The organism is Embleya australiensis (assembly GCF_051903075.1).
Classification (GTDB): Bacteria; Actinomycetota; Actinomycetes; order Streptomycetales; family Streptomycetaceae; genus Embleya.
Genome location: NZ_CP182422.1, coordinates 2,516,945 through 2,542,184 on the forward strand (window position 1 = coordinate 2,516,945; position 25,240 = coordinate 2,542,184).

The window sequence follows — 25,240 nt, forward strand, 5'->3', positions numbered from 1 at the left end:
GGCGTGTTCGTGAAAAAATTCGACGCCCCCGTGCGGCCCGCGCGCGTCGCGCGGCTCCGGGGATCGTGCCGGCACGGGGTCCGGCCGGATGCGCGGGGCGCGATCGCGGGATCCGCCCGGGGCATCGCGGCCGAACCGTCAGGCGTGCTCGGGGAAGAAGTTCTTGATCTCGCGCTCGGCCGACTCCACCGAGTCGGAGCCGTGCACGATGTTCTCCCGGGTGATGGTGGCGAAGTCGCCGCGAATCGTGCCCGGCAGGGCCTTGATCGGGTCGGTGACACCCGCGAGCGTGCGGAACGACTCGATCACACGCTCGCCCTCGACGATCATCGCCACCGACGGCGCCGAGGTCATGAAGTCCACGAGCGGGGCGTAGAACGGCTTGCCCTCGTGCTCGGCGTAGTGCCGCTCGATCGTCTCGCGGTCCATCACGCGCAGATCGAGCGCGGCCAGGGTGAAGCCCTTGCGCTCGATGCGGCCGATGACCTCGCCGACGAGACCGCGCCGGACTCCGTCCGGCTTGACCAGGACGAGCGTGCGCTCGGACATGGGGCTCCTTGCTTGATCGGAGAGGGGGGCTCGGTACGGGTGTTACGACGTACGGGTGTTACGCCGTACGGGTATCGCCCCGTACGGATGTTGCGACATACGGGCGTCGCGACCCCGCGAATGGGTCAACGCCCAGAGCCTATCCGGGGTAACGCCCGGACCATTCGGCCGTATCCCGGATCACTCGGCCGTGGCCTCGCGGGCCGCCTTGGCGGCGTCGATGATCCGCCCGACCCGGACGCAGCCGTACCAGATGAGGCCGAACACCACGCCGATCAGGAACATCATCGGGACCACGAAACCGGTCAGGAACAGGCCGGCCTGGAGTACCCAGCCCGCGGTGATCGCCCACGGCTCCTTGAGCTTTGCGCACAACCACACGCACACCAGCGCCGAGGGCCCCGCGACCGCCCACAACACGCCGGTGGAGATGTCGGTGAGCTGCATGGCGACCAGCGCGGCCAGGCAGATCACCAGGGCCTGGCCGATCAGGTGGGTCGAACACAGCGCGCGCATCCTCAGGCGTCCCTTCCGTCGGTCCGGCCGGTTCCGCCCTCGCGTGCGCCGCCCTTGAGCAACACCCGCGCCTCGCCGACGGTGACCACGGAGCCGGTGATCAGGACGCCGGCGCCGCCGAGGTCGCCCTCCTCCTCGGCCAGGGTGACCGCGGCCTCGATCGCGTCGGGCAGGGCGGGCTGTACGTCCACCCGGTCGGCGCCGAAGACCTCGACGGCGAGCGCGGCGAGTTCGTCGACGGGCATCGCGCGCGGCTGCGAGTTCTGCGTGACCACGACCTCGGCGAGCACCGGCTCCAGCGCCTCCAGGACGCCCCTGACGTCCTTGTCGGCCATCACCGCGACCACCCCGACCAGGTGCCGGAAGTCGAACGAGTCGGTCATCGCGCGGGCCGTGGCCAGGGCGCCCGCGGGGTTGTGCGCGGCGTCGATCAGCACGGTGGGGCTGCGTCGGACCACTTCCAGCCGACCCGGCGAGGTGACCGACGCGAACGCCTCGCGGACCAGGTCGGCGTCCAGCGCGCCGGCGCCGGTGAGCCCGGGTCGATCGGCCGTGCCGACGCCCAGGAACGCCTCCACGGCGGCCAGCGCCACCGCGGCGTTCTCCGCCTGGTGCATGCCGTGCAGCGGCAGGAAGACGTCCTCGTACTCCCCCGCGAGACCGCGCAGGGTGAGCAACTGGCCGCCGACCGCGAGGTCGCGCCGGACCACGCCGAACTCCATGCCCTCGCGGGCCACCGTCGCGTCCACCTCGACCGCGCGCCGCAGCAGCGCCTCGGCGGCGTCGGCGGGCTGGCGGGCCAGCACGACCAGGCTGTCCTTCTTGATGATCCCGGCCTTTTCCACCGCGATCTCACCGGGCGTGGAGCCGAGCCGGCTGGCGTGGTCGACCGCGATCGGAGTGACCACCGCGACCGTGCCGTCGACCACGTTGGTCGCGTCCCACGTGCCGCCCATGCCGACCTCGACCACCGCGACGTCCACCGGCGCGTCGGCGAACGCCGCGTACGCCATGGCGGTGATCACCTCGAAGAAGGACAACCGGTGCGGCTGCGCGGCGTCGACGATGTCGATGTAGGGCTGGATGTCGCGGTAGGTCTCGACGAAACGCTCGGCGCTGATCGGCTCGCCGTCCAGGCTGATCCGCTCGGTCATCGACTCGACGTGCGGGCTGGTGTAGCGGCCGGTGCGCAGGCGCAGCGCGCCCAGCAGGCTCTCGATCATCCGGGCCGTGCTGGTCTTGCCGTTGGTACCGGTGATGTGGATGACCGGGTAGGCCCGCTGGGGTTGGCCGAGCACGTCCATCAGCGCGACGACACGTTCGGTGGAGGGGTCGAGCTTGGTCTCGGGCCAGCGCCCGACCAGTTCGGCCTCGACGGCGCGCTGTGCGGCCAGGGCCTCGGCGGGGTCTGTCACAGGTGTCACCGGTTCTGATCGAGTTCTTCGGGAGCTGGTCGAGTGCCGGCCGTGCGCGCGGCCCGGGGGTGCCCGGGCCGCGCGGCCGTACGGGTCAGGCCGAGGGCAGCCGGTCCAGCTGGCCCTCGATGCGTGCGATGTCGGCCTCGGCGCCGGCCAGCTTCTCCCGGACCTTGTCCACCACGTCGGGGGCGGCCTTGGCCAGGAAGCCCGCGTTGCCGAGCTTTTTGGTGTTCACGTCGCGGACCTTCTGCGCCTCGGCCAGGTCCTTGGACAGCCGCTTGCGCTCGGCGGCGAAGTCGATCGCGCCGGACAGGTCCAGCTCGATCAACGCGCCCGCGACCGGGAAGGACGTGGTCGCCGAGAAGCCCTCGCCGGCCGGCGTGCAGCGGGCGAGCTGCCGCAGCGCCGCCTCGTGCGCGGCGATCGTGGTGCCCTCGAGCGAGATGTTGGCCGGCACCCGCTGGCCGGGCTTGAGGCCCTGGTCCGAACGGAACCGGCGGACCTCGGTGACCACCTGCTGGAGGGTGGTGATCTCGGCCTCGGCGGCCGGGTCGGCGAACCCGCTCGGCGCCGGCCACTCGGCGACCACCAACGACTCGCCGCCGGTGAGCGTGGTCCACAACTCCTCGGTGACGAACGGCACGACCGGGTGCAGCAGCCGCAGCGTCACGTCGAGCACGTGGCCGAGCACGCGCCGGGTGGCCCGGGCCGCGGCCTCGTCGTCGCCGTTGAGCGGGAGTTTGGCCAGCTCGACGTACCAGTCGAAGACCTCGTCCCAGGCGAAGTGGAACAGCGTGTCGGACAACTTCGCGAACTGGTAGTCCTCGTAGTAGGCGTCCACCTCCGCCACCACCGCGTCCAGGCGGGACAGGATCCAGCGATCCGTCGCCGACAGGTCCTCGGCGGCCGGCATCGGGCCCTCGACGGTGGCGCCGTTCATCAGCGCGAACCGGGTGGCGTTCCAGATCTTGTTGCAGAAGTTGCGCGAGCCCTGGACCCAGTCCTCGCCGATCGGCACGTCGGTGCCCGGGTTGGCGCCGCGGGCCAGGGTGAAGCGCAGCGCGTCGGTGCCGTACGCGTCCATCCAGTCGATCGGGTCGACCACGTTGCCGAACGACTTGGACATCTTCTTGCCGAACTGGTCGCGGACCAGGCCGGTGAGCGTGATGGTGTGGAACGGCGCCTGGCCGTCCATCGCGTACAGGCCGAACATCATCATCCGGGCGACCCAGAAGAAGATGATGTCGTGGCCGGTGAGCAGCACGTCGGTCGGATAGAACTTGGCCAGGTCGGCGGTCTGTTCGGGCCAGCCGAGGGTGGAGAAGGGCCACAGGCCGGAGGAGAACCACGTGTCCAGCACGTCGGTGTCCTGCGTCCAGCCCTCGCCGGTGGGCGCCTCGTCGTTCGGGCCCACGCAGACCGTCTCGCCGTTCGGGCCGTACCAGACCGGGATGCGGTGGCCCCACCACAGCTGCCGCGAGATGCACCAGTCGTGCATGTTGTCGACCCAGGCGAAGTAGCGCCCGGCCAGTTCCTGCGGGTGGATGGCCACCCGGCCGTCGCGCACGGCGTCGCCGGCGGCCTTGGCCAGCGGCTCGACCCTGACCCACCACTGCATGGACAGGCGCGGCTCGACGGTGGTCTTGCAGCGCGAGCAGTGCCCCACGGCGTGGGTGTACGGGCGCTTCTCGGCGACGATCCGGCCCTGCTCGCGCAGCGCGGCCACGATCGCGAAGCGCGCCTCGTAGCGGTCCAGGCCCTGGAACGGGCCGTGCGCCGTGACGATCGCGCGCTCGTCCATGATCGTCGGCATCGGCAGGTCGTGCCGGCGGCCGATCTCGAAGTCGTTCGGGTCGTGCGCCGGAGTCACCTTGACCGCGCCGGTGCCGAACTCGGGGTCCACGTGCTCGTCGGCCACGATCGGGATCCGCCGACCGGTGAGCGGCAGTTCGATCTCGGTGCCGACCAGGTGCGCGTAGCGCTCGTCGCTCGGGTGCACCGCGACGGCCGTGTCACCGAGCATGGTCTCGGCGCGGGTGGTGGCCACCACGATCGAGGCGTCGCCGTCGCCGTAGCGGATCGAGACCAGCTCGCCCTCGTCGTCCTGGTGCTCGACCTCGATGTCGGAGATCGCGGTCAGGCAGCGCGGACACCAGTTGATGATGCGCTCGGCGCGGTAGATCAGCTCGTCGTCGTAGAGCCGCTTGAAGATGGTCTGCACGGCCCGGGACAGGCCCTCGTCCATGGTGAAGCGCTCACGCGACCAGTCGACACCGTCACCAAGGCGGCGCATCTGGCCGAGGATCTTCCCGCCGTACTCTTCCTTCCACTGCCAGACCCGGTCCACGAACGCCTCGCGGCCCAGGTCGTGCCGCGACTTGCCCTCCTTGGCCAGCTCGCGCTCGACCACGTTCTGGGTGGCGATGCCGGCGTGGTCCATGCCGGGCAGCCACAGCGCCTCGAAGCCCTGCATGCGCTTGCGGCGGGTGAGCGCGTCCATCAGCGTGTGCTGGAACGCGTGACCGAGGTGCAACTGCCCGGTCACGTTCGGCGGCGGGATGACGATCGTGTACGGCGGCTTGTCGCTCTTGGCGTCGGCCTCGAACCAACCCGCGGCTACCCAGCGCTCGTACAGCTTCCCCTCTACCTCGGCGGGGGTGTACTGGGAGGGAAGGGCCTGCGGCTGCTCGGCGGCAGCGGCTGCGGGAGTGGTGTTCTCGGTCACCGCCCCAGTCTACGGAAGGCGCGTGGGCGCCTTCGACGCGGCGGGCGCGGGCCGGTTTCGCGTCGACGGCGTCCCGCGCTTGTCACCGTGCTGTCACCGCGACCCCGCCGGTCGGCGGGCACCGCTAGCTTGCGGTACGGGCCGTTCCGGTTTCGCCGATCACGCGTCGGTCGCAGCGTCGGGAGCGGCCCGATATCCGTGAGTTCTCGAATCCGGGGGGATTTTCGTGCGTACTCGCACCGCGACACTGCTCACCGCCGTCACCGTCTCGCTGCTCGGGACCACCGTGCTGACCGGTTGCGGGACCAAGGACGACAAGGCCGACCGGAGCGACCCGGCACAGGCCACGACGGCCCTGCCGGAGATCGCCCTGTCGACCGCGGCCGTCACGAAGCCGCCGACCCTGCCGCCGCCCGTCAAGAAGGTGTCGACCACGCCGCCGACGTCGGCCCCGTCGGGCGGGCCGGCCGGCTCGGACGGTGTCCTCCGGCTCCGGCCGTCCGCCCAGGCCGGTGGCCTGGCCCGGCTGCTCGACGGGCCGAGCGACGTCCCGGTCGATCCGGGCGAGGTGCGCTCGCCCGCGAACAACGTGCTGGTCGCGGCGTACGGCGCGGCCGGGTCCGGCCCGCGCTCGGTGTTGTTCGTCGGGGTGGACGGGATGACCGGGATCGACGGGAAGCGCCTGGAGCACATGGTCCGCGGCATGGTCGACTACGTGGACGCCACCGAGGGCGGCGTCCCGTCGGGGCTCGCCATGAAGGGCTACGACCCGGGCCCGCTGGGCGGCACCCTGGAGTGTGTGCCCGCCCAGGACGCCCGGCCGGCGGCGATCTGCGGGTGGGCGGACAAATACACCACGGCCGTGGCCTACTTCGACCGGTTGTCGGCGGACCAGGCCGCGGTGAAGTTCAAGGCGATGCGCGCGGACCTGGAGAAGTAACGCCCGTCGGCGACGCGCGGGCCGGCCGGCCGGTCGAACGCCGGTTCGCGCGTCGCCTCGCGGCCCCGCCGTCGTTGTACCGGGTACCGATGACGTACGGCCGGACCACGGGGCGGTGGGGGCGATGGGCGACGGATACGGCGGCGGGCAGGGGCCCGGGACGGGCGGGGCGGGGTATCCGTTCGGCCCGCCGGGCGACCCGGACCCGGGCGGCAGCCGGTCGCGGGACCGGTTCGTGCTCCTGGCGGGCGTGATCGGCAGTGTGGTCGTGGTGACGGCCGCCGTGGTGACCGTGTTCCTGCTCCTGGAGACCGGCGGCGAGCCGGCCCGCACGCCGCCCGGCCTGCCCGCCGCGCCGGCCGCCGCGCGGATGTCGGGGCCGCTCGCGATGCCCTCCGCGATCGAGGGCCGCGGGCCGGTGGCTCGCACCGAACTTCCGCCCGCGGTGACCGAGTTGACCGCGACGATGGCCCGCACCTTCGCCGACGTGCGCACCGAGGTCTTCGGCGGCGCACAGACCCGGGAAACGGTGTTGCTGACCCTGGCGAGCAGGCGGGAGGCGGCGCCGGTGACCTACGTCCGGGACTTCGTACCGGCGGTCGCGACGCCCGAGGAGACGCCGGTGCCCGGCGGTCCGCCGGGGCTGCTCCGCTGCTGGCACAACCCCACCACGGCGATGTGCCTGTGGGGCGACGAGCACGACCTGATCTACGTCAGCGACGGCGCGGGCACCGACCACGCCCGCCTGGTGATCGCCCACGTGTACGCGGGCACCGCCCGCTGAGCCGGGCATCGGGGTCGGGGTCGGGGTCGGCGCGTGTCTTCAGACACGCGCCGGCACGCCGCCCCGACCCGGCCTGGCTCAGGCGCTCTTGTCGCGCCGCTCGCGCTTGACCACGTCGCGCGGCACCAGCGTGGGGTTGACGTGCTTGAGCACCACCTGGTCGGTGACCACCACGCGGGCCACGTCCTTGCGGGACGGGACCTCGTACATCACCGACTGGAGCACCTCTTCGAGGATCGCGCGCAGGCCGCGGGCACCGGTGCCGCGCATGATCGCCTGGTCGGCGATCGCCTCCAGCGCCTCCATCTCGAAGTCCAACTCGACGCCGTCGAGTTCGAACAGCCGGCGGTATTGCTTCACCAGCGCGTTCTTGGGCTCGGTCAGGATCTGGATCAGCGCCTCGCGGTCCAGGTTGTGCACCGAGGTGAGCACCGGGAGCCGGCCGATGAACTCGGGGATCATGCCGAACTTGAGCAGGTCCTCGGGCATCACGTCGGCGAACGAGTCGGCGCTCTCCACGTCGCGCTTGGAGCGGATCTGCGCGCCGAAGCCGATGCCCTTGCGGCCGACCCGGCCCTCGATGATCTTCTCCAGGCCGGCGAACGCGCCGCCCACGATGAACAGCACGTTCGTCGTGTCGATCTGGATGAACTCCTGGTGCGGGTGCTTGCGCCCGCCCTGCGGCGGCACACTCGCGGTGGTGCCCTCGATGATCTTCAGCAGCGCCTGCTGGACACCCTCGCCGGACACGTCGCGGGTGATCGAGGGGTTCTCGCTCTTGCGAGCGATCTTGTCCACCTCGTCGATGTAGATGATCCCGGTCTCGGCCTTCTTGACGTCGTAGTCGGCCGCCTGGATCAGCTTGAGGAGGATGTTCTCCACGTCCTCGCCGACGTAGCCCGCCTCGGTGAGCGCGGTGGCGTCGGCGATGGCGAACGGCACGTTGAGCATCCGGGCCAGGGTCTGCGCCAGGAGCGTCTTGCCGCAGCCGGTCGGCCCGAGCAGCAGGATGTTCGACTTGGCCAGCTCCACGCCGTCGTCACGCGAGGCCTTGCCCGCCTCGCCGGCCTGGACCCGCTTGTAGTGGTTGTACACCGCCACCGAGAGCGCCTTCTTGGCGACTTCCTGCCCGACCACGTAACCGTCGAGGAATTCGTAGATCTCCCGCGGCTTGGGAAGCTCCTCGAACTTCAACTCGGAGGACTCGGAGAGTTCCTCCTCGATGATCTCGTTGCACAGGTCGATGCACTCGTCGCAGATGTAGACACCCGGACCGGCAATGAGCTTCTTCACCTGCTTCTGGCTCTTTCCACAGAACGAGCACTTGAGCAGGTCGCCACCGTCACCGATGCGTGCCACGAGGTGCATCTCCTTCGCCTGGGCCCCGGATGTGTACCGGACCTGGTGCCTGGTCTTTCGACGGTACCCCGCCGGAATCTCCGCTCCCCCGGTTTCCCCCGGTTTTGACCATCAACCGGTCACCGTTGTCCGGTCGGCGGCAAGCCGCCGACCGGGCGGGGACAACTAGCCGACGACCTTCCGAGGTGCGGTGATCTCGTCGATGAGGCCGTACGCGAGCGCCTCTTCGGCCGTCAGAATCTTGTCGCGCTCGATGTCGTCGCGAATCTGCTCGATCGGCTTGGTCGTGTGCTTGGCGAGCATCGTCTCCAGCATGGTGCGCATGCGCTGGATCTCACGAGCCTGGATCTCCAGGTCGCTGACTTGCGCGCGCCCGGTTTCACTGTACGGCTGGTGGATGAGGATGCGGGAGTTCGGCAGCGCCATTCGCTTGCCCGGAGTTCCCGCGGCGAGCAGAACGGCCGCGGCGGAGGCCGCCTGGCCCATGCACACCGTCTGGATGTCGGGGCGCACGAACTGCATCGTGTCGTAGATCGCGGTGAGCGCCGTGAAGGACCCGCCGGGCGAGTTGATGTACATCGAGATGTCCCGATCGGGGTCCATCGACTCGAGCGTCAGGAGCTGCGCCATCACGTCGTTTGCCGACGCGTCGTCGACCTGGACGCCGAGGAAGATGATCCGCTCTTCGAACAGCTTGGTGTACGGGTCCTGCTCGCGGTAGCCCTGCGACGTGCGCTCGATGAAGCGCGGCAGGACGTAGCGGCTCTCGGCGCTGCGCGAGGCCAGGGGTGCCAGGCCCTCGGGCCGGTGGAACAGATTGTCGTTCATGAAATCTCAGCCCTCCGGGACTGCGGACTCGACTCGGTTGCCGGGCGACCGGTGACCGCCGTCAGCGCTTGTCGGCTGTGCGGTCGGTCGGTACGGACGCCGGGATCAGCTGGTGCTGCCGGTGTTGGGAACCTCGGCCGCACTGCGAACGACGTGGTCCACCAGGCCGTATTCCTTGGCCTCTTCGGCGGAGAACCAGCGGTCGCGGTCCGAGTCGTGCTCGATCTTCTCGGGGGTCTGCCCGGAATGGTGTGCGATCAGGCGAGTCATCTTGCGCTTGGTGCGCAGGAGCTGCTCGGCCTGGATCTTGATGTCGGACGCCGAGCCGCCGAGGCCGGCGGACGGCTGGTGCATCAGGATCTCGGAGTTGGCCAGCGCGATGCGCTTGCCGGGGGCTCCGGCGGTCAACAGGAACTGGCCCATGGAGGCGGCCAGGCCCATCGCGACGGTCGCGACATCGTTGCTGATCCACTGCATCGTGTCGTAGATCGCCATACCGGCGGTGATGGAGCCACCGGGCGAGTTGACGTAGAGCCAGATGTCCTTTTCCGGGTCCTCCGCGTTCAGCAGCAGAAGCTGGGCGGAGATGGCGTTAGCGATCTGGTCCTCGACGACCGAGCCGAGGAAGATGATCCGCTCGCGCAGCAACCGGTTGTAGACCTGGTCGTCGAGCCCCATCCCACCCGGCTGAGATGCACGCGAAGTGGGCACCGCGAGCCCCGGAGTCACGATCTGCGGATTCGTCACGTATCCACCTGCTCGTTTCCGACGGCAATCCCGAGCCGTCACGAAGTCGACCTTGGGAGGCACCTGCTTTTGTGGCGGGTGACCCCCTTCGTACAGCGACCCTAACGCGCGGATCGTCGCAGGCCATCCCAGACTCAGGACTGTTCGCCCAGAGCGCAGCAGGGCGATATCCGGCCGGTGGCGGGGTAGTCGCGCGCGGATCGCACCCGGGTCGACCACCTGGCCCGGATGCCTCCACGAGGGCGTGTGCGCGCTTGTGCGGGCCTTCGGAGCATGCCGACGGGCCCGGCCCCCGCCGAAGCGGGGACCGGGCCCGGGTGTCGCGTGTCGCGCCGGTCGTGGCCGGCGCGGGAGGGTGGATCAGGCCTCGGCCTTGTCCGTCGCGGTCTCGTCCGTGCCGGCCTCGTCCGTCGCCGCGGCCTCTTCGGTCTCGGCGTGGTCGTGGCCCTCGTGGTCGTCCGCGTGCAGGTCGACACCGAGGCCGACCTCGTTGCCCGAGGCGTCCTTGGCCTTGGCGCTCTTGGCGATGACCTCCAGGGCCTTGCCGCGGGCCACCTCGCCGACCAGCACCGGCACGTAGCCGGACTGCATGACCTGCTGGGCGAACTGGTCGGGGCTCATGCCGGACTGCTGCGCCCGCTGGATGAGGTGCTGGGTCAGCTCTTCCTGGTTGACGGAGAGCTGCTCCTTCTTCACGACCTCGTCGAGCACGAACTGGGCGCGCATGCCCTTGCGCACGCTGTCCTGGAGCTCTTCCTCGTACTCCTCGGCGGTCTGGCCCTGGATCTCCAGCCACTTGGCCAGGTCCATGCCCATCATGCCGAGCTGCTGCTCCAGCTGACCGCGGCGCTGCTCGATCTCCTCGGTGACGATGCTCTCCGGCAGCGGCACCTCGATCTGCTCCAGCAGGGCTTCGAGGACCTTGTCCCGGCCCTCGTTCTGCTGGTCGTGCAGCTTCTGGTGGTCGAGCTTCTCGCGCAGGTCCGCCTTCAGCTCGTCCAGCGTGTCGAACTCGCTGGCCAGCTGCGCGAAGTCGTCGTCGAGCTCGGGGAGCTCCTTGGCCTTGACGGTGGTCACCAGGACCGAGACCTCGGCGGTCCGCCCGGCGGCGCTGCCGCCCTGCAGCTCGGTCTCGAAGGTCTTGGTCTCGCCGGCCGACGCGCCGATGACGGCGGCGTCGAGGCCGTCCAGCATCGTGTCGCCGCCGATCTGGTACGACATCGCCTTCGCGACGCCGTCCTCCAGGACCTCGCCGTCGACCTTGGCCTCGATGTCGATGACGACGGTGTCGCCCTCGGCCGCGGCCCGCTCGACGGTGTTCAGCGCACCGAAGCGGTCGCGCAGCTCCTCGATCTTCTCGGCGACGTCCTCGTCGGTGACGGTGATGTCATCGACCTCGACCTCGATGCCGGAGTAGTCCGGCAGCTCGATCTCGGGACGGGTGTCGACCTCTGCGGTGAACTTCAGATCGGCGCCGCCGGCCAGCTCGGTCACGTCGGTGACCTCGGTGACCTCGGGCTGGCCCAGCACGCGCAGCTCGTTCTCCTCGACGGCCTTGCCGTACGACGAGGACAGGATGTCGTCGAACGCCTCGACGAAGACGGCCTCGCGACCGAAGCGCTGGTCGATGATGCGCGCCGGGATCTTGCCCTTGCGGAAGCCCGGGACCGTCACCTGCTTGCCGATCTTCTTGTACGCCGCGTCGAGGCTGGGCTTCAGCTCCTCGGAGGGAACCTCGACGGTGAGCCGAACCCGGGTCGGGTTCAACGTCTCGACGGCGCTCTTCACGGTAAGGGTCTCCTTGCTGCGGGCTGTTCTTCCGGGCCTGTGCATCTTGCCTGACGGCACACTGAAGGTTCAGAACCGGTGGTACCGATCCATCCTGCAGCGAATTCTCGATGTGGTGGTCGGGGCGGGGAGACTCGAACTCCCGATCTCCTGCTCCCAAAGCAGGCGCGCTAGCCACTACGCTACGCCCCGTGGCGCCCGATGAAGTCTAGAGGACGACACGCTAGAGTCTGCACTGGCCGCGCACCAATCCGCTAACCTAGGCGCCACGTGCACGCCACACCAGCTGCGGGTGTAGCTCAATGGTAGAGCCCTAGCCTTCCAAGCTAGTGGTGCGAGTTCGATCCTCGTCACCCGCTCCAAAGGTAAAGGCCCAGGTCGGAGGTTGTTTCTCCGGACTGGGCCTTTGTCGTGCCCGGCTGCGGCTCGCAGGGGCTTCGGTCCCGACTCGGTGGACCTTGGTCCCGACTTTTTCGGATTGTCGCCGGGTTCCTCGGAGTGGATTCTCGGGTCTCTTACGGGGCCGACCGGTCGATGGGGGCGATAGGTAAAGTCGCCAATCTCACTTTTGTCCCGATGTTGACTGGGATTGCTCCGGCGGGCTACGCGATGTTGATCGCGGTGATGCCGAGCAGGACCAGGATCGTGGCGGCGAGGCGGTGGCGGCCGTAGGTCTCGTGGAAGACGACCGTGCCGATCACGGCGCCGATCACCACCGAGGTTTCCCGCAGCGCGGCGATCGTGGCCAGGGTGCCTCGGGTCTGGGCCCAGATGACCAGGGTGTACGCGGCGATCGACATGGCGCCGCCGAGCAGGCCCCAGGCGCGTTGCGGGTTGCGCTCGCGGGTGGGGTCGCGGCGCAGGCGCAGGTGCAGGACCACGATGGTCGGGGCCGATTCGAGGACGAAGAGCCAGGCCGCGTAGGACATCGCCGAGCCGGAGGAGCGGGCGCCGACGCCGTCCAGGACGGTGTACAGCGCGATCGCGCAGCCGGTGGCGAACGCGGCCGCGACGGCGGCGGCCTCGGCGCGGCGCGGTATCCCGCCGGCCAGGGCGAGCACGAGCATCCCGACCGAGATCACCACCACGCCGACGGTCTGCGTCACGGTGAGGTATTCGTGCAGCACGGTCACCCCGATCAGCGCGGTGACCCACGGGGAGGTGCCCCGGGCGATCGGGTACACCTGACCGAAGTCGCCGAGCCGATAGGTCTCGAGCAGCAGCAGGTTGTACACCATGTGCAGGGCGGCCGAGCCGAGCAGCCACGGCCACGCGCCGGCCGCCGGGACGCCGACGAACGGCAGGCAGACCAGCCCGATGCCCAGGCTCGCCACCTGGATCATGACCATGGTCGCGAGTCGGTCCTTGAGGCCGTGCGCGAGCGCGTTCCAGGCGGCGTGCAGCCCGGCCGAGCCGAGTACGGCGGCGGTGACCGCCGGGGTCACGCGCGAACCGCGAGCCGGCGGTCGACCCCGGATATACCGCCCGGGAGGGGGAACTCGCAGCCGGACGCGGGTAGCTGATGGCACGTCATTCGGATCATCCAAGCACGGCGGGCACGATAATGGCCGTCCATATGACCCATCACTCCTCCGCCCTCGCCTCGCTGCGCGGCCTCGCGCTCGGCGACGCCCTGGGCGCGCAGTTCTTCGTCCCCGACAACCTCCCCCACCTGGCCGACCGTCGCCTTCCGGACGGCGAGTGGCCGTGGACCGACGACACCGAGATGGCCTGCGTCCTGCACGCCGAACTGGCCCTGCGCGGGCGGGTCGATCAGGACGCGTTGGCCCGGGCGTTCGCGGTGCGGCACGACTTCGATCGGGGCTACGGGCCCTCGACGAACCGGATGTTGCGCCTGGTGCGCCAGGGCGGCGACTGGCGGACGTTGGCCGCCGAACCGTTCGACGGGCAGGGCTCGTGGGGCAACGGGGCCGCGATGCGGGTGGCGCCGCTGGGCGCGTGGTTCGCGGCCGACCTCGACGCGGTGGTGGAGCAGGCGGCACGTTCGGCCGAGGTGACGCACACCCACCCCGAGGGCGTCGCGGGCGCGGTGGCGGTGGCCGTGGCGGCGGCGGGCGCGGCCACTCTGGAGCAGCCGGAGCCGGCCGACTTCATCGCCTTCGTCCGGGACCGCACCCCCGCCGGTCTCGTTCGGGAACGCCTTGGCGCCGCACTGGAGTTGGTGGGCCGGACGGACTCGCGGGCGGTGGGCCGCACGCTCGGCAACGGCCGCCTGGTGAGCGCCCCCGACACCGTGCCGTTCGCGATCTGGTCGGCGGCCCGGCATCTCGACGACTACGCGGCGGCGTTCTGGTCGACCGCGAGCGCGGGCGGGGACGTGGACACGACGTGCGCGATCGTCGGGGGAATCGTCGGCATTCGGGCCGAGTTGCCGGCCGGGTGGGTCGGGCACGTGGAGGTGCTGCCGACGTGGTGGCGCGAGGTGATCGAGGCCGATCGGCTTAAATAGTTGGCAAAGGCGAGAGCGCTGCACCATGATGAGCGCGCTCTCGTCATCCGGGCCCGGACTCCCCTGCTGTGCGGGGTGGTTCGCGTCGCGTCGGACGGGAGCCCTCGGCCCGTTCGCCGTCGTACGCACGTCTCGTGGGGGGACGTCGATCGGCGCACGGTCGCTGCCACCGCTTTCCTGACGGCCGATCACATCCCGCCGGTCCGCACCGCCTCGTCCGCTCCCTCGTGACGACGCGGTGCGGCCCGGGACACGGCCGACCTTCCCCGGAGGATTCCGTCTTCATGCGCAAGTCCCTGTTTCGGTCGAGTTCGCTGGTGATCATCGGTTCGGTGGTGTTCGCGGCGACCGCGTGCGGCTCCGACGACGACAAGAAGACCGAGGGGAAGCCCGCCGCGAGCAGCACGACCACCACGACCCCGGTCACCGCGCCCCCGCCCGCCGCAGGGGCGCCGAGCGCGGGGGCACCGAGCGCACCGGTCGCCTCGGGTGCCCCGGCCGGAACCCCGCTGACCGCCGCACAGTTGGAGAAGGCGGTCCTCACGGCGACCGAGTTGCCGCAGGGCACCTACCTCACCCGGGAGCCGAAGGCGGCCGGCGAGCGGGTGACGGCGGCGGTGCCCGACTGCCAGCCGGTCACCGACCTCTTGGCACCGCGACAGGGTGCCGTCAAGCCGGTCGCCGTGGCACAGGCCGTCGTGACGATCGGCGGCGCCCCGATGCCGTCGACGGCGATCACGACCGAGTTGTTCTCGTTCGCGGGCACCGACGCGGAAACGATCCTGGGCAAGGCGCGTACCGCGCTCGCGAAGTGCGGTTCGCTCACCACGAAGGACGCCGAGGGCGAGACCTCGACGGTCAAACACGCCGAGGCGGCCCACCCCAAGCTGGGCGACGAGACGCTCGCGATCCACAGCATGCCGGAGGACGGCGGCAGCGGCGGGCAGGTCGTGGTCCGCGTGGGCGGCACGTTGGTCGTCGTCAGGATCGTCGAGTTCACCGGCACCACTCCCAAACTGCCGGACACCGCGACGGTGGCCAGGCAGGTCGAGAAGGTCGTGGCAGCGGCCAAGGGCTGATCCGGGCCGGTGGGTCGCTCTCGGAGCGGCCCACACCCTCGCTGTCGTCCCGGAGCGAATCCGGTGAGCGTGCGGGCTTTTTAACGGTTGATCAGGCGCCTATGTGGGTGGCGCCGGACGGTTGGCAAAGGCAAGGGGCGTCCGCGATGATGAGGCCCCTCGCGTCGCCGGACAGGACCTGGACGACGCGCCGGTCCGCCCGGAGTGGGGCGCGCCGCGCCGCCTCGTGGCGTGCGGCCGGCGGTGGCGGTTTCCGTTCCGCTCGCTCGTGTGGTTCCGGTCGTCCGGATCGTTTCCGGCCCTGCGGCGGGTCGGGGCCCGTTGCATCGGAGGAAGGCGCGTATGCGCAGGATCGTGATCCGGGTGGGCACCGCGGCGGTGGCCGGGGCCCTGCTTCTGGCCGCCACCGCGTGTGGTCGGGACGAGGAGGCGCTGGCGCGCGAGTACGAGGCCGGCCGGGCGACCGCGCCGGCCGCGAGCGGGGCCGGCGTACCGTCGACGCCGGCCGGCACGGCACCGGCCACGAGTCCGGCCGCCGAGGGCGCGCCGAGCGTGGCTCCGCCGGCCGCGACCACCGCGCCGGGGGAGCCGCCGCCGGCGCTGCCGCCCATCGAGGAGTCGTCCACGCCGACCGGGGCCGGGACCGGATCCGACCCGACCGCGCAATCCCGGCTCGACGCCGCGTTGTTGACCGCCGGCGAGATGCCCGCGGGCGCCTACGACGGCTCGCGCGGCGACCCCGAGAGCCGGGAGCGGGCCCAACAGCCCTCCTGCCAGCCGGTGATCGACCTGCTGCGTCCCGGACAGGCGGCCACCACCCCGATCGCGTCCGCCCAGGCGTCGGTGACCAGGGGCGCTCCGAACCCGACCGGGTTCACCGTCGTCGAGTTGTTCGCCTTCACCGACACCGGCGCCCGGGACCTGTTCGCGCAGGGCCGCCAGGCGCTGCGCGGTTGCCCGTCGATCACCTCGATCGACGCCGACGGCGCGACCGAGACCGACACGTACGCCGAGATCCCGCACGCCGCGCTCGGCGACGAATCGCTCGCGGTCGGGATGAGCCCCGGTGCGGGCGGCGCGCTCGGCATGATCGTGGTGCGCGTCGGCCCGACGATCGTCGTGGTGAGCAACGCCGACCTGGCCGCGGCCACCCCCGGCCTGCCGGCCGACGACCTGGTGGCCCGTCAGATCGCCAAGCTGAGGACCGCCGGCGGCTGACGGGTCCTTCGCCCGCCGTCGGGGCACGGCGCGAACAGCCCAGACGGGCGCGCGATTCAGCCCGACTCGCGCACCCGCATCGCCATGCGCCACTGCGTCAGCTCGCCCGCCACCGCGCCCTCGCCCGCCGCGATGATGGCCGCCGCCACCGCGCGCATCGGGATGACCTCCTCGAAGGCGACCGAGGTCAACCGCGGCCGGACCATCTCACACAGCGTCAGATCGTCGGTGCCGACCACCGCGAGCCGTCCCGGCACATCGAGGCCGGCGTCGGCCAGCGCGCCCAGGAGCAGCGCGGCGTACTCGTCGTTGTAGCCGTACACCCCGTCGGGGCAGTCCCCGGCCCGCCACTCCCCCACGATCCGCGCCGCCTCGGCCGCGGTCTCCGCCATCTCCACCACGCGGACCGTGCCGCCGGCCGCCTCGGCGCAGGCCCGAAAGCCCGCCAGCCGTTCCCGGCCGATCTCGACCAGCCCCGGCTCGCGCGGCACCACCACGGCGAAATCGCGTCGGCCGCCCGCGATCAGGTGTTCCGCGGCGCACGCGCCGGCCGCCGCGTGGTCGATCCTCAGGGTGAGCGCGACCGGCACCGCGCTGTGCCCCAGGGCCACCACGGCGGTTCCGCGCGCGGTGAGGTATTCCACGCCCTCGGCGGACATGCGCTCGGGCAGCACCAGGACCACGGTGGGGTTCAGCGCGCCCCACGCCTTGGCCGCGTCGATGCCGTGCGCGGCGGGATTGCCGTGGATCACCAGGGTGTGGCCGAGCCCGTGCAACTCGCGGGCCAAGCCGTCGAGGAACCGCTGGATGAGTTGGCCGAACGGCACCACGTAGGTGGGCACGATCACCAGGTCGGTGCGCCCGCGCCGGAGCGAACGCGCGTCCGAACGCGGCTCGTAGCCCAGCTCGGCGGCCACCTCGCGCACCCGTCGTCGGGTCTCCTCGGGGATGCGCGCGTCCTGCACGTCGTTCATCGCGTACGACACGGTGGCGCGCGAAACGCCTGCGGCACGGGCCACATCGGCCCCGGTCGGGGGGCGTCTCGGTGTGCTCATGGGGCGATTGTGGCCCAGTCGCGGGGCGAACCCGGCATCCGGGCCGCCCGATCGCCCCCGTGTCGGGACGCCCGCCGGGGCCTGCCGCACCGGCGCCCGCCGATACGTCGGAAAGGCCCGGCCCCCACGGGACCGGGCCTTTCCGAGCGATCAGCCGCGGGTCACCCGATGAAGGTGATCCGGTCCGCCGCCGGCGGCGCGAGCGGCGCGCTCGCCGACGAATGGGCGGCGAAGTAGGCCAGCAGCGCGTCCAGGTCGGATCCGCCGACCAGCTTGTTCGTACCGGTCTTGAACGCGGCGAAGCCGTCGCCGCCGCCGGCCAGGAACTCGTTCGCGCTGACCTTGTAGGTCGCGGCCGGGTCGATCGGCACACCGTTCAGCTTGACGCTGCCCGGCACGATCTTCTCGGCGCCCGTCCTGGACCGGTCGGTCGTGTAGGTCAGGCCCTTCGAGATCTGCAGCACCTTCGGGTTGGCCGCGTTGGCGCCGGAGTACTGCTGCGCCAGGATGTCGAGCACCGCCTGACCCTTGAGGTCGAGGGTCTGCATCATGTTGGTGAACGGCTGCACCGTGAACGCCTCGGCGTAGGTGACCACGCCGTTGCCCTCGGCTCCGGCGGCCGCGTATTGCAGGTCGGATCGGATGCCGCCCGGGTTCATGAAGGCGATCTGCGCGCCGCCCTTGTCGGCCGGCGCGGTCGCCTCCAGTTGCGCGTCGGCGATCACGTCGCCCAGCGGGGATTCGGGGGTGGTGGCGCCGCGGCCGCGGATGTCGGCGCTGATGTAGCCGATCGAGCGGTTCGCCACCGGTGCGGCGAGCTTTTGCCAGTCGGCGAGCAGTTGCGTCAGGTCCGGGGCCTTCGGGGTGTCCCGGCGCACGACCGTGTTCTGTGCCTTGACCGAGGTGCGCACGATGTCGCGGGTGCGCTTGTCGTAGCTCAGGTCGATCTTGGTGTACATCTTCCCGTAGGACGACGCGCTGGTGACCATGCGCGGCTTGCCCGCCGGGTCCGGGATGTTGCACGCGTACGCCTGGTGGGTGTGGCCGGTGACGACGAGGTCGATCGCCGGGTCCAGGTTCTTGGCGATGTCCACGACCGGGCCGGACAGGCCCAGGTTGCCGCCCGCGTTGCAGTCGTAGTTGTACGCGTTGCTCGTCGGCAGGCCGCCCTCGTGCAGCAGCACCACGATCGACTCGACGCCGAACAGCCGCAGCCACGGCACGATGGAGTTGGCGGTCTTGACCTCGTTCTTGAAGGTCAGACCCTTGACGCCCTCGGCGGTGACGATGTTCGGCGTGCCCTCCAGGGTCATGCCGATGAAGCCGACGCGCGCGCCGCCCACGTTCTTGATGCTCACCGGCGCCAGGATCGGCAGCCCGGTGCGCTCGTCGAGCACGTTCGCGGCGAGGTACGGGAAGTCGGCGCCCTGGAAGGTGCGGCCGGGCGTGTAGCAGCCGTCCTTGGGGTGGCAGCCGCCGTACTGCATGCGCTGCAGTTCCTTCTTGCCCTCGTCGAACTCGTGGTTGCCCACGGAGGTGACGTCGAGGCCGATCCTGTTCAGCGCCTCGATCGTCGGTTCGTCGTGGAAGAGCCCGGAGAGCAGCGGGCTCGCGCCGATCATGTCGCCGGCCGCGATGGTCAACGAGTTGGGGTTCTTCGCCCGCTCGGCGCGCAGTTGGGTGGCCAGGTGCTCGATGCCGCCGGCCGGGATCGAGACGGGTTTGCCGTCGGGACCGATCTCGGTGACGTTGCCGGCGGAACCCTGCGGTTCCTCCAGGTTGCCGTGCAGGTCGTTGAGTGCCAGGAATTCGAGGTCCGTCGTGCCGGAGGGTCGGCCGAGGTCGGCGTCCGTGCCGGCCGTCGCGGTGCCGCCCATGGTGAGCAGGCTCGCGGCGACCAGGCCGGTGAGAGCGAGGCGGCCGCGGCGTCGTCCAATCCCGAACATGGGATCCCTTCGGAGGGCGCGCCGAATGGTGACGCGCGTAGAAGTGGGGCCTGAAGGTGTCTCGAAGCCAGAGAGTAGGGGCAGTTCCCCGACCCACACGAGACCTCACGCGAAACCGTTTCGTGAAACCGCTGTGAACTTTCCGAGCGTCCCAGGCAGGGGGGCATGATCAACGGCCGTTTCCCGGCCTCGGGCTCGGGGCAGCCGTACGGCGTGGCACCTATAAGGGAGGGATGTCCGCGATGCGCGTGGAATTCGCGACCGAACCGGGTCATCCGGGCGGGCCGAACGAGGATTTCGTCGTCGCGGGACCGACGACGCTGGTGCTGCTCGACGGTGTGACGTCGAGTTCGGACAACGGTTGCAAACACGGCGTGCCCTGGTTCGTCGCGCGGTTGGGCACCGCGTTGTTCACCCACAGCGGCGCGCGCCCCGACCGCTCCCTCGCCGAGTGCCTGCACGACGCGATCGAGGACACCTCGGCGCTGCACGTGGACGGGTGCGACCTGGCCCGGCCCGACGCGCCGGCCGCGACCACCGTGGTGGTGCGGGTGGTCGAGGACCGGCTGGAATACCTGGTGCTGTCCGATTCGACGCTGCTGATCGAGCGGGACGACGACCTCACCGTGGTCACCGACGATCGACTGGGCGTGGTCGGCGCGGCGGCGCGGCGCCGGCGCGACGCCCATCCGCCGGGCAGTCCGGACTACTTGACGGCGCATCAGGAGTACGCCGACACGGTGCGGGCCTCGCGCAACGTGCCCGGCGGCCACTGGGTCGCGGCGGCCGATCCGGCGGCCGCCGGCGAGGCGCTGACGGGCGGTCTGGCACTCGGCGAGGTGCACGCGTTCGCCGCGCTCACCGATGGGGCCAGTCGACTGGTGGACCGGTTCGGGATCGGCGACTGGGACGGGCTGATGACCACGCTGCGCCACTTCGGCCCGGCGGAATTGCTGGCACGGGTACGGGCCGCGGAGGCCTCCGACGCGGACGGCGCGCGCTGGCCGCGCGGGAAGGTCTGCGACGACGCGACCGCGGTCTGGGCGCTGATCTGACCCGGCCGATCCGGGATCCCTCCCGCCGAGCGCTTCCGCGACACCGCGCCCCGCCTCGTCCGCGAACCCCGGCCGGTGTCGACGCGGGGTTCGGGAACGAGGCGGATGTGCGGGCTATTTGGGTAGGACGCTCTCGATCGCGGCGATCAGGTTCGGGTCGTGCGGGTCGGTCTTGGGGCGGAACCGGCCGACGATGGCGCCGTCGGCGGAGAGCAGGAACTTCTCGAAGTTCCACTGCACGTCACCCGCGCCGCCCTCGGCGTCGGAGGCCGCGGTGAGCACGTCGTAGAGCGGGTGCCGGTCGGCGCCGTTGACGTCGATCTTCTCGGTGAGCGGGAAGGTCACCCCGTAGGTGGTCGAGCAGAACTCCCGAATCTCCTCCGCGCTGCCCGGCTCCTGGCCCATGAACTGGTTGCACGGAACGCCCACCACGGTGAAGCCGCGCGGGCCCAGCTCCTTCTGCAATTCCTCCAGGCCGGTGTACTGCGGGGTCAGGCCGCACTTGGACGCGACATTGACGACGAGTGCCACCTTCCCCCCGGTCACCTCGCCCAGGGTCGTGCTCTCCCCCGCCAGCGTGGCGATGGGGGTATCGAGGATGCCCATGATCGTTGTCCCTCCTGCGTGGTGCCGCCGCAGCCACCCGATCCGAGGACGTGGAGCGCTCCGCGACGGCGCGAGTAAGACGTGACGACTCGACGCTATCGAGCGCGGCCCGAAGCCGCCCGACCCGGTCGGGCCGAATCGTCGCGCCGGGAGGCGTATACCCGGGCCAGTCCCGCACGCCAGTCGACCGCGCACGGCCCGGTGATCGCCGCCCGCTTCGTGGTGTCCTGGATCTGCCCGCGCAGCGTGCCGGGCTGCTCGCGCACCACCACCTCGGCGGGCAGGCCGCTCAGCTCGGCCGTGTACGCCGCCCACTCCTGCACGCTCACCGGCTCGTCGCCGCCCCAGTTGACCACCGTCGCGGGGGTGGACGCCGCGTCCAGGAGCGCCGCCGCCTGGCTGTTGATGTCGTCCTGGTGGATCGGGCTGTACATGCACGGGTCCCAGCGGGTCGTGATCGGCCGGCCGGCCAGCACCGCGTCCATGTGCATCGTCGGCAGTCCGCCGCCGGGGCCGTAGGAGGCGTTCATCCGGGCGATCACCACGGGCAGGTCGAACGCGCGGGCGCAGTAGCGGGCGACCGCCTCCTCGGCGGTCTTGGACACCGAGTAGGTCGGCGCGTGCGTGACGTTGGCGTCGCCGAGCGGGTCGCTCTCGTGGAAGACGTGCATCGGGTCCGGGTGCGGCTTGAGTACCGACGCGGTGGACATCACCAGCGCGGCCTTGGCCCGACGACAGTGCTGGAGCAGCAGTCCCGTGCCCTCCGCGTTGACCCGCAGCGCCTCGTCGTAGTCGAGTCCGGGGCCCTGGAAGGTGGCCAGGTGCAGCACGTGGGTGAAGTCCTCGGGCAGGTCGTCGAACGCCCCCGAGCCCAGGTCGACGGCGCGCGTGGTCACCCCGAGGGCGTCCACCCGCGCCCGGTCCTCGGCGTTCGAGAAGCGGGCGATGCCCCACACCTCGTTGTCCCGGGCCAGGTATTCGGTCAGCGGATAGGCGATCTGGCCCGCGGGACCGGTGATCAGGATCTTCTCGCCCGACAACATGCGGCTCCTCGGAGGACTCGGGGACACGATCCGCGCACGATCGGGTGGTGATCGCCCGCGCGAGGTACGTCGAGGCTCGACGGTACATCTGACGTACCGTCATATCCGAGACGGAGCGGGGAGACCAGGGCCGCCGCACGTGTCCCCGGACACCCCGCCGGCGCCCGCCGCACGGGGGTGGCGGGGGCGCCGGGGGGGTCGAGGATGGGTCTGCGGAAGCGCCGAGCGGGCCTCGGCTCGCCGGCGCTTCCGGGCTCAGACCTCGATCTCCTCCTCGACACGCTTGAGGCTGTGTCGGGCCAGCGCGAGGTTGGCGCGGTCCTTCACCAGCACGAGGTACAGGAACAGCCCCTTCCCGGCCCGTCCGGACAGCGGTCGGATCAGGTGGTATTGCTTGCCGGTCGTGATCAGGATGTCCTCGATCTGGTCGCCGAGGTGCAACATCTCCATCGTGCGCAGCTTCGCGCGCATCACGTCGGTATTCCCGGCGGCGGCCACGTTGAGATCGAGTTCCTTGCTGCCGCCGAGAATTCCGAGCGCCATTCCGCTGGTGTAGTCGACCAGGGCCACTCCCACGGCACCCTCGATCGTCATTGCTTCCTTGAGGGCCGTTTCCATATTGGCCATGATTGCCTCCGGGGCGATCGGCGGTGCGGCTTTCCGGTGGGCTCCGACGGGCTCGTCGCCGGACGCGGGCGGTCCCGGGTCCGGATCGCTCGGGAGCGGGCCGCCGACCGCGGTCGCCTCGATCGCTGCGATCGGTTCGACCTCGGTCGGCGCGGGGGGATCGGCCTCGACTGCTTCGATGACATCCACCTCGATCGATGGGGCCCGCCCGGGATCGGATCCGGTCGGCGGGTCGGCTGATCTGCGCCGGGACGGTCTGGATCGGCGTGGGGGTGGTGCCATCTCCGCCCAACTCCTCGCGATCGGGCTCCTGGACGCGGGCGCTCGCGTGGGCGTGCCCCGGCGGCCCGCCTCGGTCCTGGCCCGCGACCCCGCCCCGTCGCCCCGGCCGGACCCGGGCGCCCCCGCGGGTGGCCGTGCGCCGATATTCGCGACCTCCATGGAATGCGCTCCCCCGCCGCTCACCTCACGCGCCCCTTCCCCCTGTATACGTCCGCGCGTACTTTTCCCGTCGCCTTCGAGCGGGTCCGGGAATTCGAGTTCGACTGCTTCGGACTCGACCTCCCGGACTCGCTGAACGGCAGCGTAGGAGCGGCCCGAAGGCGTTCGTGGGCAATATTCGATTAATTGCCGGAAATCCGATCCGCACGACGTTCGGACGCTAGAATCCCGGGCCGCGCGCCCCCGTGCGATCCGGCGCCCGCGCAAGGCTGTCCTCGGATGTGACTCGCGGGTAGCGTCGGCGGCACCCGTGCGCGCCCCGAGTCCGAGGAGATGGACATGTCCGCCACCGATGCGCCCCGCCCCCAGGACGGCCCGCCGAGCACGGGGCGGTCGGCGCCGCCGCGACCGGTCTCGCCCACCGATCTGAGCTTCGCGCTGCCGCCCACGTTCGAAACCGTGGAGCAGGAGCGCCGGCACCGCAAGGAGCGACTGGCCGCGGCACTGCGGCTGTTCGGCCGGTTCGGCTTCGAGGAGGGGGTGGCCGGGCACATCACCGCGCGCGACCCCGGGTTCGTCGACCACTTCTGGGTCAACCCGTTCGGCATGTCGTTCAAGCACATCACCGTGGACGACCTGATCCTGGTCAACCACGAGGGGCAGGTCGTCGAGGGCCGATTCCACGTCAACCAGGCCGCGTTCGCGATCCACTCGCAGATCCACGCGGCCCGCCCGGACGTGGTCGCCGCGGCGCACAGCCACTCCACGCACGGGCGCGCGTTGTCCGCGCTCGGGATCCGGCTGGAGCCGATCACCCAGGACGTGTGTCCGTTCTACGAGGACCACGAACTCTTCGACGACTACGCGGGCGTGGTGCTCGACGCCGAGGAGGGGCGGCGGATCGCCAAGACGCTCGGCTCGCGCAAGGCGCTGATCCTGCGCAACCACGGTCTGCTCACCGTCGGACAGTCGGTGGACGCGGCGGCGTGGTGGTTCATCACCATGGAGCGCTCCTGCCAGGTCCAGCTGTTGGCCCAGGCGGCCGGCGAACTGCGGCCGATCTCGCCGGAGAACGCGCGCCTGACCCGGGAGCAGCTCGGCAACGACACGGTGGCGTGGATCAATTACAAGCCGCTGTACGACGTGATCAGCCGCTCCGAGCCGGACCTGTTCGGGGCCGACGGCCCGATGACGATCTGATCGTTTTCGGTCGATCCCGCCGATCGATGATCATTTCGCCGCCGCCCGGTCGGGCGGGTTGTCCGCCGACCGGGCGCAATCTCCGCGAGATCGGCCGTGCCGGGAGTCAACCCGACCGGTTGCGGAAAGTACAACACCATGTACGAACGGAGCCTTCCGCAGCGGTTCGCGCGCTCGGCCCATCCCGTCGGGCCACGCGCCCGGGTGTGGCTGCCGACGATCGAACATCGGGTCGGCCCGTCGTTGCTGTACCGGCGGATCGGCCAGTTCGCGGTGGACGTGATCGCCTCCGCGCTGCTGCCCGGCGCCGCGATGTTCCTGTTCGTGCTGCTGCCCACCCACCCCGACGGTTCGATCCGCAGCGGTCCGCTCACCGCGACGATCACCGCCGGTGTGCTCGTGGTCGCGGTGGCGATCCTGTTCTGGTACTGGGTGCTGCGGCCCGCCGAGCACGACGGGCGCACCTGGGGCATGCAGGCGTTCGGGATTCGGGTGGTCGACGTGTCCGGCGGTCGGGCCGGGCGGCGCCAACTGGCGATCCGTTGGGTGCTGCTGTGCGTCGACGCGTTCGCGCTCGGTGTGATCGGGTTGGTCGCGGTGCTCACCAGCGAGCGGGGCCAGCGCATCGGCGACCGGGTCGCGGGCACCCTGGTGGTCCGAGGGCGCGGCCCCGGACTGCGCTGAGGGCCCGCCTCTCCCCCGGGCAGGGGCGCCCGGTCCCACGATCGCGAGCGTGCCCCGCTCCGCGCTCCCGCCCCGACGGGCCGTCGCACACCGCCCCGGAATGCGGCTATTGCTCCGCCGCTCCGTCCGCCTTGTGGTCTTGCGCACGGTTTGCAGATGCCA

The 25,240-nt window shown here is 70.9% G+C and carries 22 protein-coding genes and 2 tRNA genes; 9 read left to right on the forward strand and 15 right to left on the reverse strand.

Features of this window, described 5'->3' with window-relative positions; genetic code table 11:
• Nucleotides 1-138: 138 nt before the first annotated feature.
• From ndk to ACMXN5_RS10545, 4 genes are all read right to left on the reverse strand, one after another.
• A complete protein-coding gene (gene ndk, locus ACMXN5_RS10530) occupies nucleotides 139-549 on the reverse strand; it encodes a nucleoside-diphosphate kinase (protein ID WP_395789500.1) in 411 nt (136 codons plus the stop codon).
• Between the two features lie 180 nt (nucleotides 550-729).
• Complete coding sequence (locus tag ACMXN5_RS10535; RefSeq protein WP_395789502.1) at nucleotides 730-1,065, reverse strand: DUF4233 domain-containing protein; 336 nt, start codon at nucleotides 1,063-1,065, stop codon at nucleotides 730-732.
• A gap of 2 nt (nucleotides 1,066-1,067) precedes the next feature.
• Nucleotides 1,068-2,489, reverse strand: coding sequence for a bifunctional tetrahydrofolate synthase/dihydrofolate synthase (folC, locus tag ACMXN5_RS10540; protein ID WP_439675011.1), 1,422 nt, complete (start codon nucleotides 2,487-2,489; stop codon nucleotides 1,068-1,070).
• An 85-nt stretch (nucleotides 2,490-2,574) separates the two neighbouring features.
• A complete protein-coding gene (locus ACMXN5_RS10545; protein ID WP_395789506.1) occupies nucleotides 2,575-5,208 on the reverse strand; it encodes a valine--tRNA ligase in 2,634 nt (877 codons plus the stop codon).
• Between the two features lie 226 nt (nucleotides 5,209-5,434).
• Here ACMXN5_RS10545 and ACMXN5_RS10550 point away from each other — a divergent pair, with 226 nt between their 5' ends.
• Nucleotides 5,435-6,148 (forward strand): hypothetical protein, encoded by a 714-nt coding sequence (locus ACMXN5_RS10550; protein ID WP_439675012.1) that lies wholly within the window; start codon nucleotides 5,435-5,437, stop codon nucleotides 6,146-6,148.
• Between the two features lie 124 nt (nucleotides 6,149-6,272).
• Nucleotides 6,273-6,932, forward strand: coding sequence for a hypothetical protein (locus ACMXN5_RS10555; RefSeq protein WP_439675013.1), 660 nt, complete (start codon nucleotides 6,273-6,275; stop codon nucleotides 6,930-6,932).
• Between the two features lie 78 nt (nucleotides 6,933-7,010).
• On the opposite strand, the gene clpX is transcribed toward ACMXN5_RS10555, so the two are convergent.
• From clpX to ACMXN5_RS10580, 5 genes are all read right to left on the reverse strand, one after another.
• Nucleotides 7,011-8,291 carry an ATP-dependent Clp protease ATP-binding subunit ClpX gene (clpX, locus tag ACMXN5_RS10560; RefSeq protein WP_078979485.1) on the reverse strand — a complete coding sequence of 427 codons (1,281 nt, stop codon included), beginning with the start codon at nucleotides 8,289-8,291 and terminating at the stop codon, nucleotides 7,011-7,013.
• Nucleotides 8,292-8,456: 165 nt separating this feature from the next.
• Entirely contained in the window at nucleotides 8,457-9,119 is a 663-nt protein-coding gene (locus ACMXN5_RS10565; RefSeq protein ID WP_078977234.1) for an ATP-dependent Clp protease proteolytic subunit, read from the reverse strand.
• Nucleotides 9,120-9,224: 105 nt separating this feature from the next.
• Nucleotides 9,225-9,866, reverse strand: coding sequence for an ATP-dependent Clp protease proteolytic subunit (locus ACMXN5_RS10570; RefSeq protein ID WP_371863129.1), 642 nt, complete (start codon nucleotides 9,864-9,866; stop codon nucleotides 9,225-9,227).
• Between the two features lie 360 nt (nucleotides 9,867-10,226).
• Nucleotides 10,227-11,654 carry a trigger factor gene (gene tig, locus ACMXN5_RS10575; protein ID WP_439675014.1) on the reverse strand — a complete coding sequence of 476 codons (1,428 nt, stop codon included), beginning with the start codon at nucleotides 11,652-11,654 and terminating at the stop codon, nucleotides 10,227-10,229.
• 116 nt (nucleotides 11,655-11,770) lie between these two features.
• A tRNA-Pro gene (locus ACMXN5_RS10580) sits at nucleotides 11,771-11,846 on the reverse strand.
• Between the two features lie 96 nt (nucleotides 11,847-11,942).
• On the opposite strand from ACMXN5_RS10580, the gene ACMXN5_RS10585 reads away from it, so the two are divergent.
• Nucleotides 11,943-12,016, forward strand: a tRNA-Gly gene (locus tag ACMXN5_RS10585).
• Between the two features lie 240 nt (nucleotides 12,017-12,256).
• On the opposite strand, the gene ACMXN5_RS10590 is transcribed toward ACMXN5_RS10585, so the two are convergent.
• A complete protein-coding gene (locus ACMXN5_RS10590) occupies nucleotides 12,257-13,099 on the reverse strand; it encodes an EamA family transporter (RefSeq protein ID WP_439675015.1) in 843 nt (280 codons plus the stop codon).
• 131 nt (nucleotides 13,100-13,230) lie between these two features.
• Between ACMXN5_RS10590 and ACMXN5_RS10595 the strand changes: the two genes are divergently transcribed.
• From ACMXN5_RS10595 to ACMXN5_RS10605, 3 genes are all read left to right on the forward strand, one after another.
• The gene (locus ACMXN5_RS10595; RefSeq protein ID WP_439675016.1) at nucleotides 13,231-14,124 is read left to right on the forward strand and encodes an ADP-ribosylglycohydrolase family protein; all 894 of its coding nucleotides are present in this window, start codon (nucleotides 13,231-13,233) and stop codon (nucleotides 14,122-14,124) included.
• A gap of 284 nt (nucleotides 14,125-14,408) precedes the next feature.
• The gene (locus ACMXN5_RS10600) at nucleotides 14,409-15,203 is read left to right on the forward strand and encodes a hypothetical protein (RefSeq protein WP_439675017.1); all 795 of its coding nucleotides are present in this window, start codon (nucleotides 14,409-14,411) and stop codon (nucleotides 15,201-15,203) included.
• Between the two features lie 342 nt (nucleotides 15,204-15,545).
• Nucleotides 15,546-16,421, forward strand: a complete 876-nt coding sequence (locus tag ACMXN5_RS10605; protein ID WP_439675018.1) for a hypothetical protein — start codon at nucleotides 15,546-15,548, stop codon at nucleotides 16,419-16,421.
• A 56-nt stretch (nucleotides 16,422-16,477) separates the two neighbouring features.
• On the opposite strand, the gene ACMXN5_RS10610 is transcribed toward ACMXN5_RS10605, so the two are convergent.
• Together ACMXN5_RS10610 and ACMXN5_RS10615 are read right to left on the reverse strand one after the other, a co-directional pair.
• Nucleotides 16,478-17,476 (reverse strand): LacI family DNA-binding transcriptional regulator, encoded by a 999-nt coding sequence (locus ACMXN5_RS10610; RefSeq protein ID WP_439675019.1) that lies wholly within the window; start codon nucleotides 17,474-17,476, stop codon nucleotides 16,478-16,480.
• 161 nt (nucleotides 17,477-17,637) lie between these two features.
• Nucleotides 17,638-19,422, reverse strand: a complete 1,785-nt coding sequence (locus ACMXN5_RS10615) for a bifunctional metallophosphatase/5'-nucleotidase (protein ID WP_439675020.1) — start codon at nucleotides 19,420-19,422, stop codon at nucleotides 17,638-17,640.
• 242 nt (nucleotides 19,423-19,664) lie between these two features.
• Between ACMXN5_RS10615 and ACMXN5_RS10620 the strand changes: the two genes are divergently transcribed.
• Nucleotides 19,665-20,477 (forward strand): integrase, encoded by an 813-nt coding sequence (locus ACMXN5_RS10620; RefSeq protein WP_439675021.1) that lies wholly within the window; start codon nucleotides 19,665-19,667, stop codon nucleotides 20,475-20,477.
• 114 nt (nucleotides 20,478-20,591) lie between these two features.
• Here ACMXN5_RS10620 and ACMXN5_RS10625 read toward each other — a convergent pair whose 3' ends face one another.
• The 3 genes from ACMXN5_RS10625 to ACMXN5_RS10635 all read right to left on the reverse strand — a co-directional run bounded on the left by ACMXN5_RS10625 (nucleotide 20,592) and on the right by ACMXN5_RS10635 (nucleotide 22,753).
• Nucleotides 20,592-21,083 carry a glutathione peroxidase gene (locus ACMXN5_RS10625; protein WP_078977225.1) on the reverse strand — a complete coding sequence of 164 codons (492 nt, stop codon included), beginning with the start codon at nucleotides 21,081-21,083 and terminating at the stop codon, nucleotides 20,592-20,594.
• A gap of 95 nt (nucleotides 21,084-21,178) precedes the next feature.
• Nucleotides 21,179-22,126 carry an NAD-dependent epimerase/dehydratase family protein gene (locus ACMXN5_RS10630; RefSeq protein WP_380002921.1) on the reverse strand — a complete coding sequence of 316 codons (948 nt, stop codon included), beginning with the start codon at nucleotides 22,124-22,126 and terminating at the stop codon, nucleotides 21,179-21,181.
• 255 nt (nucleotides 22,127-22,381) lie between these two features.
• A complete protein-coding gene (locus ACMXN5_RS10635) occupies nucleotides 22,382-22,753 on the reverse strand; it encodes a hypothetical protein (protein WP_395789530.1) in 372 nt (123 codons plus the stop codon).
• 780 nt (nucleotides 22,754-23,533) lie between these two features.
• On the opposite strand from ACMXN5_RS10635, the gene ACMXN5_RS10640 reads away from it, so the two are divergent.
• The gene (locus ACMXN5_RS10640) at nucleotides 23,534-24,394 is read left to right on the forward strand and encodes a class II aldolase/adducin family protein (RefSeq protein WP_439675022.1); all 861 of its coding nucleotides are present in this window, start codon (nucleotides 23,534-23,536) and stop codon (nucleotides 24,392-24,394) included.
• Between the two features lie 138 nt (nucleotides 24,395-24,532).
• Nucleotides 24,533-25,078, forward strand: coding sequence for an RDD family protein (locus ACMXN5_RS10645; RefSeq protein WP_439675023.1), 546 nt, complete (start codon nucleotides 24,533-24,535; stop codon nucleotides 25,076-25,078).
• The last annotated feature ends 162 nt before the right edge of the window (nucleotides 25,079-25,240 follow it).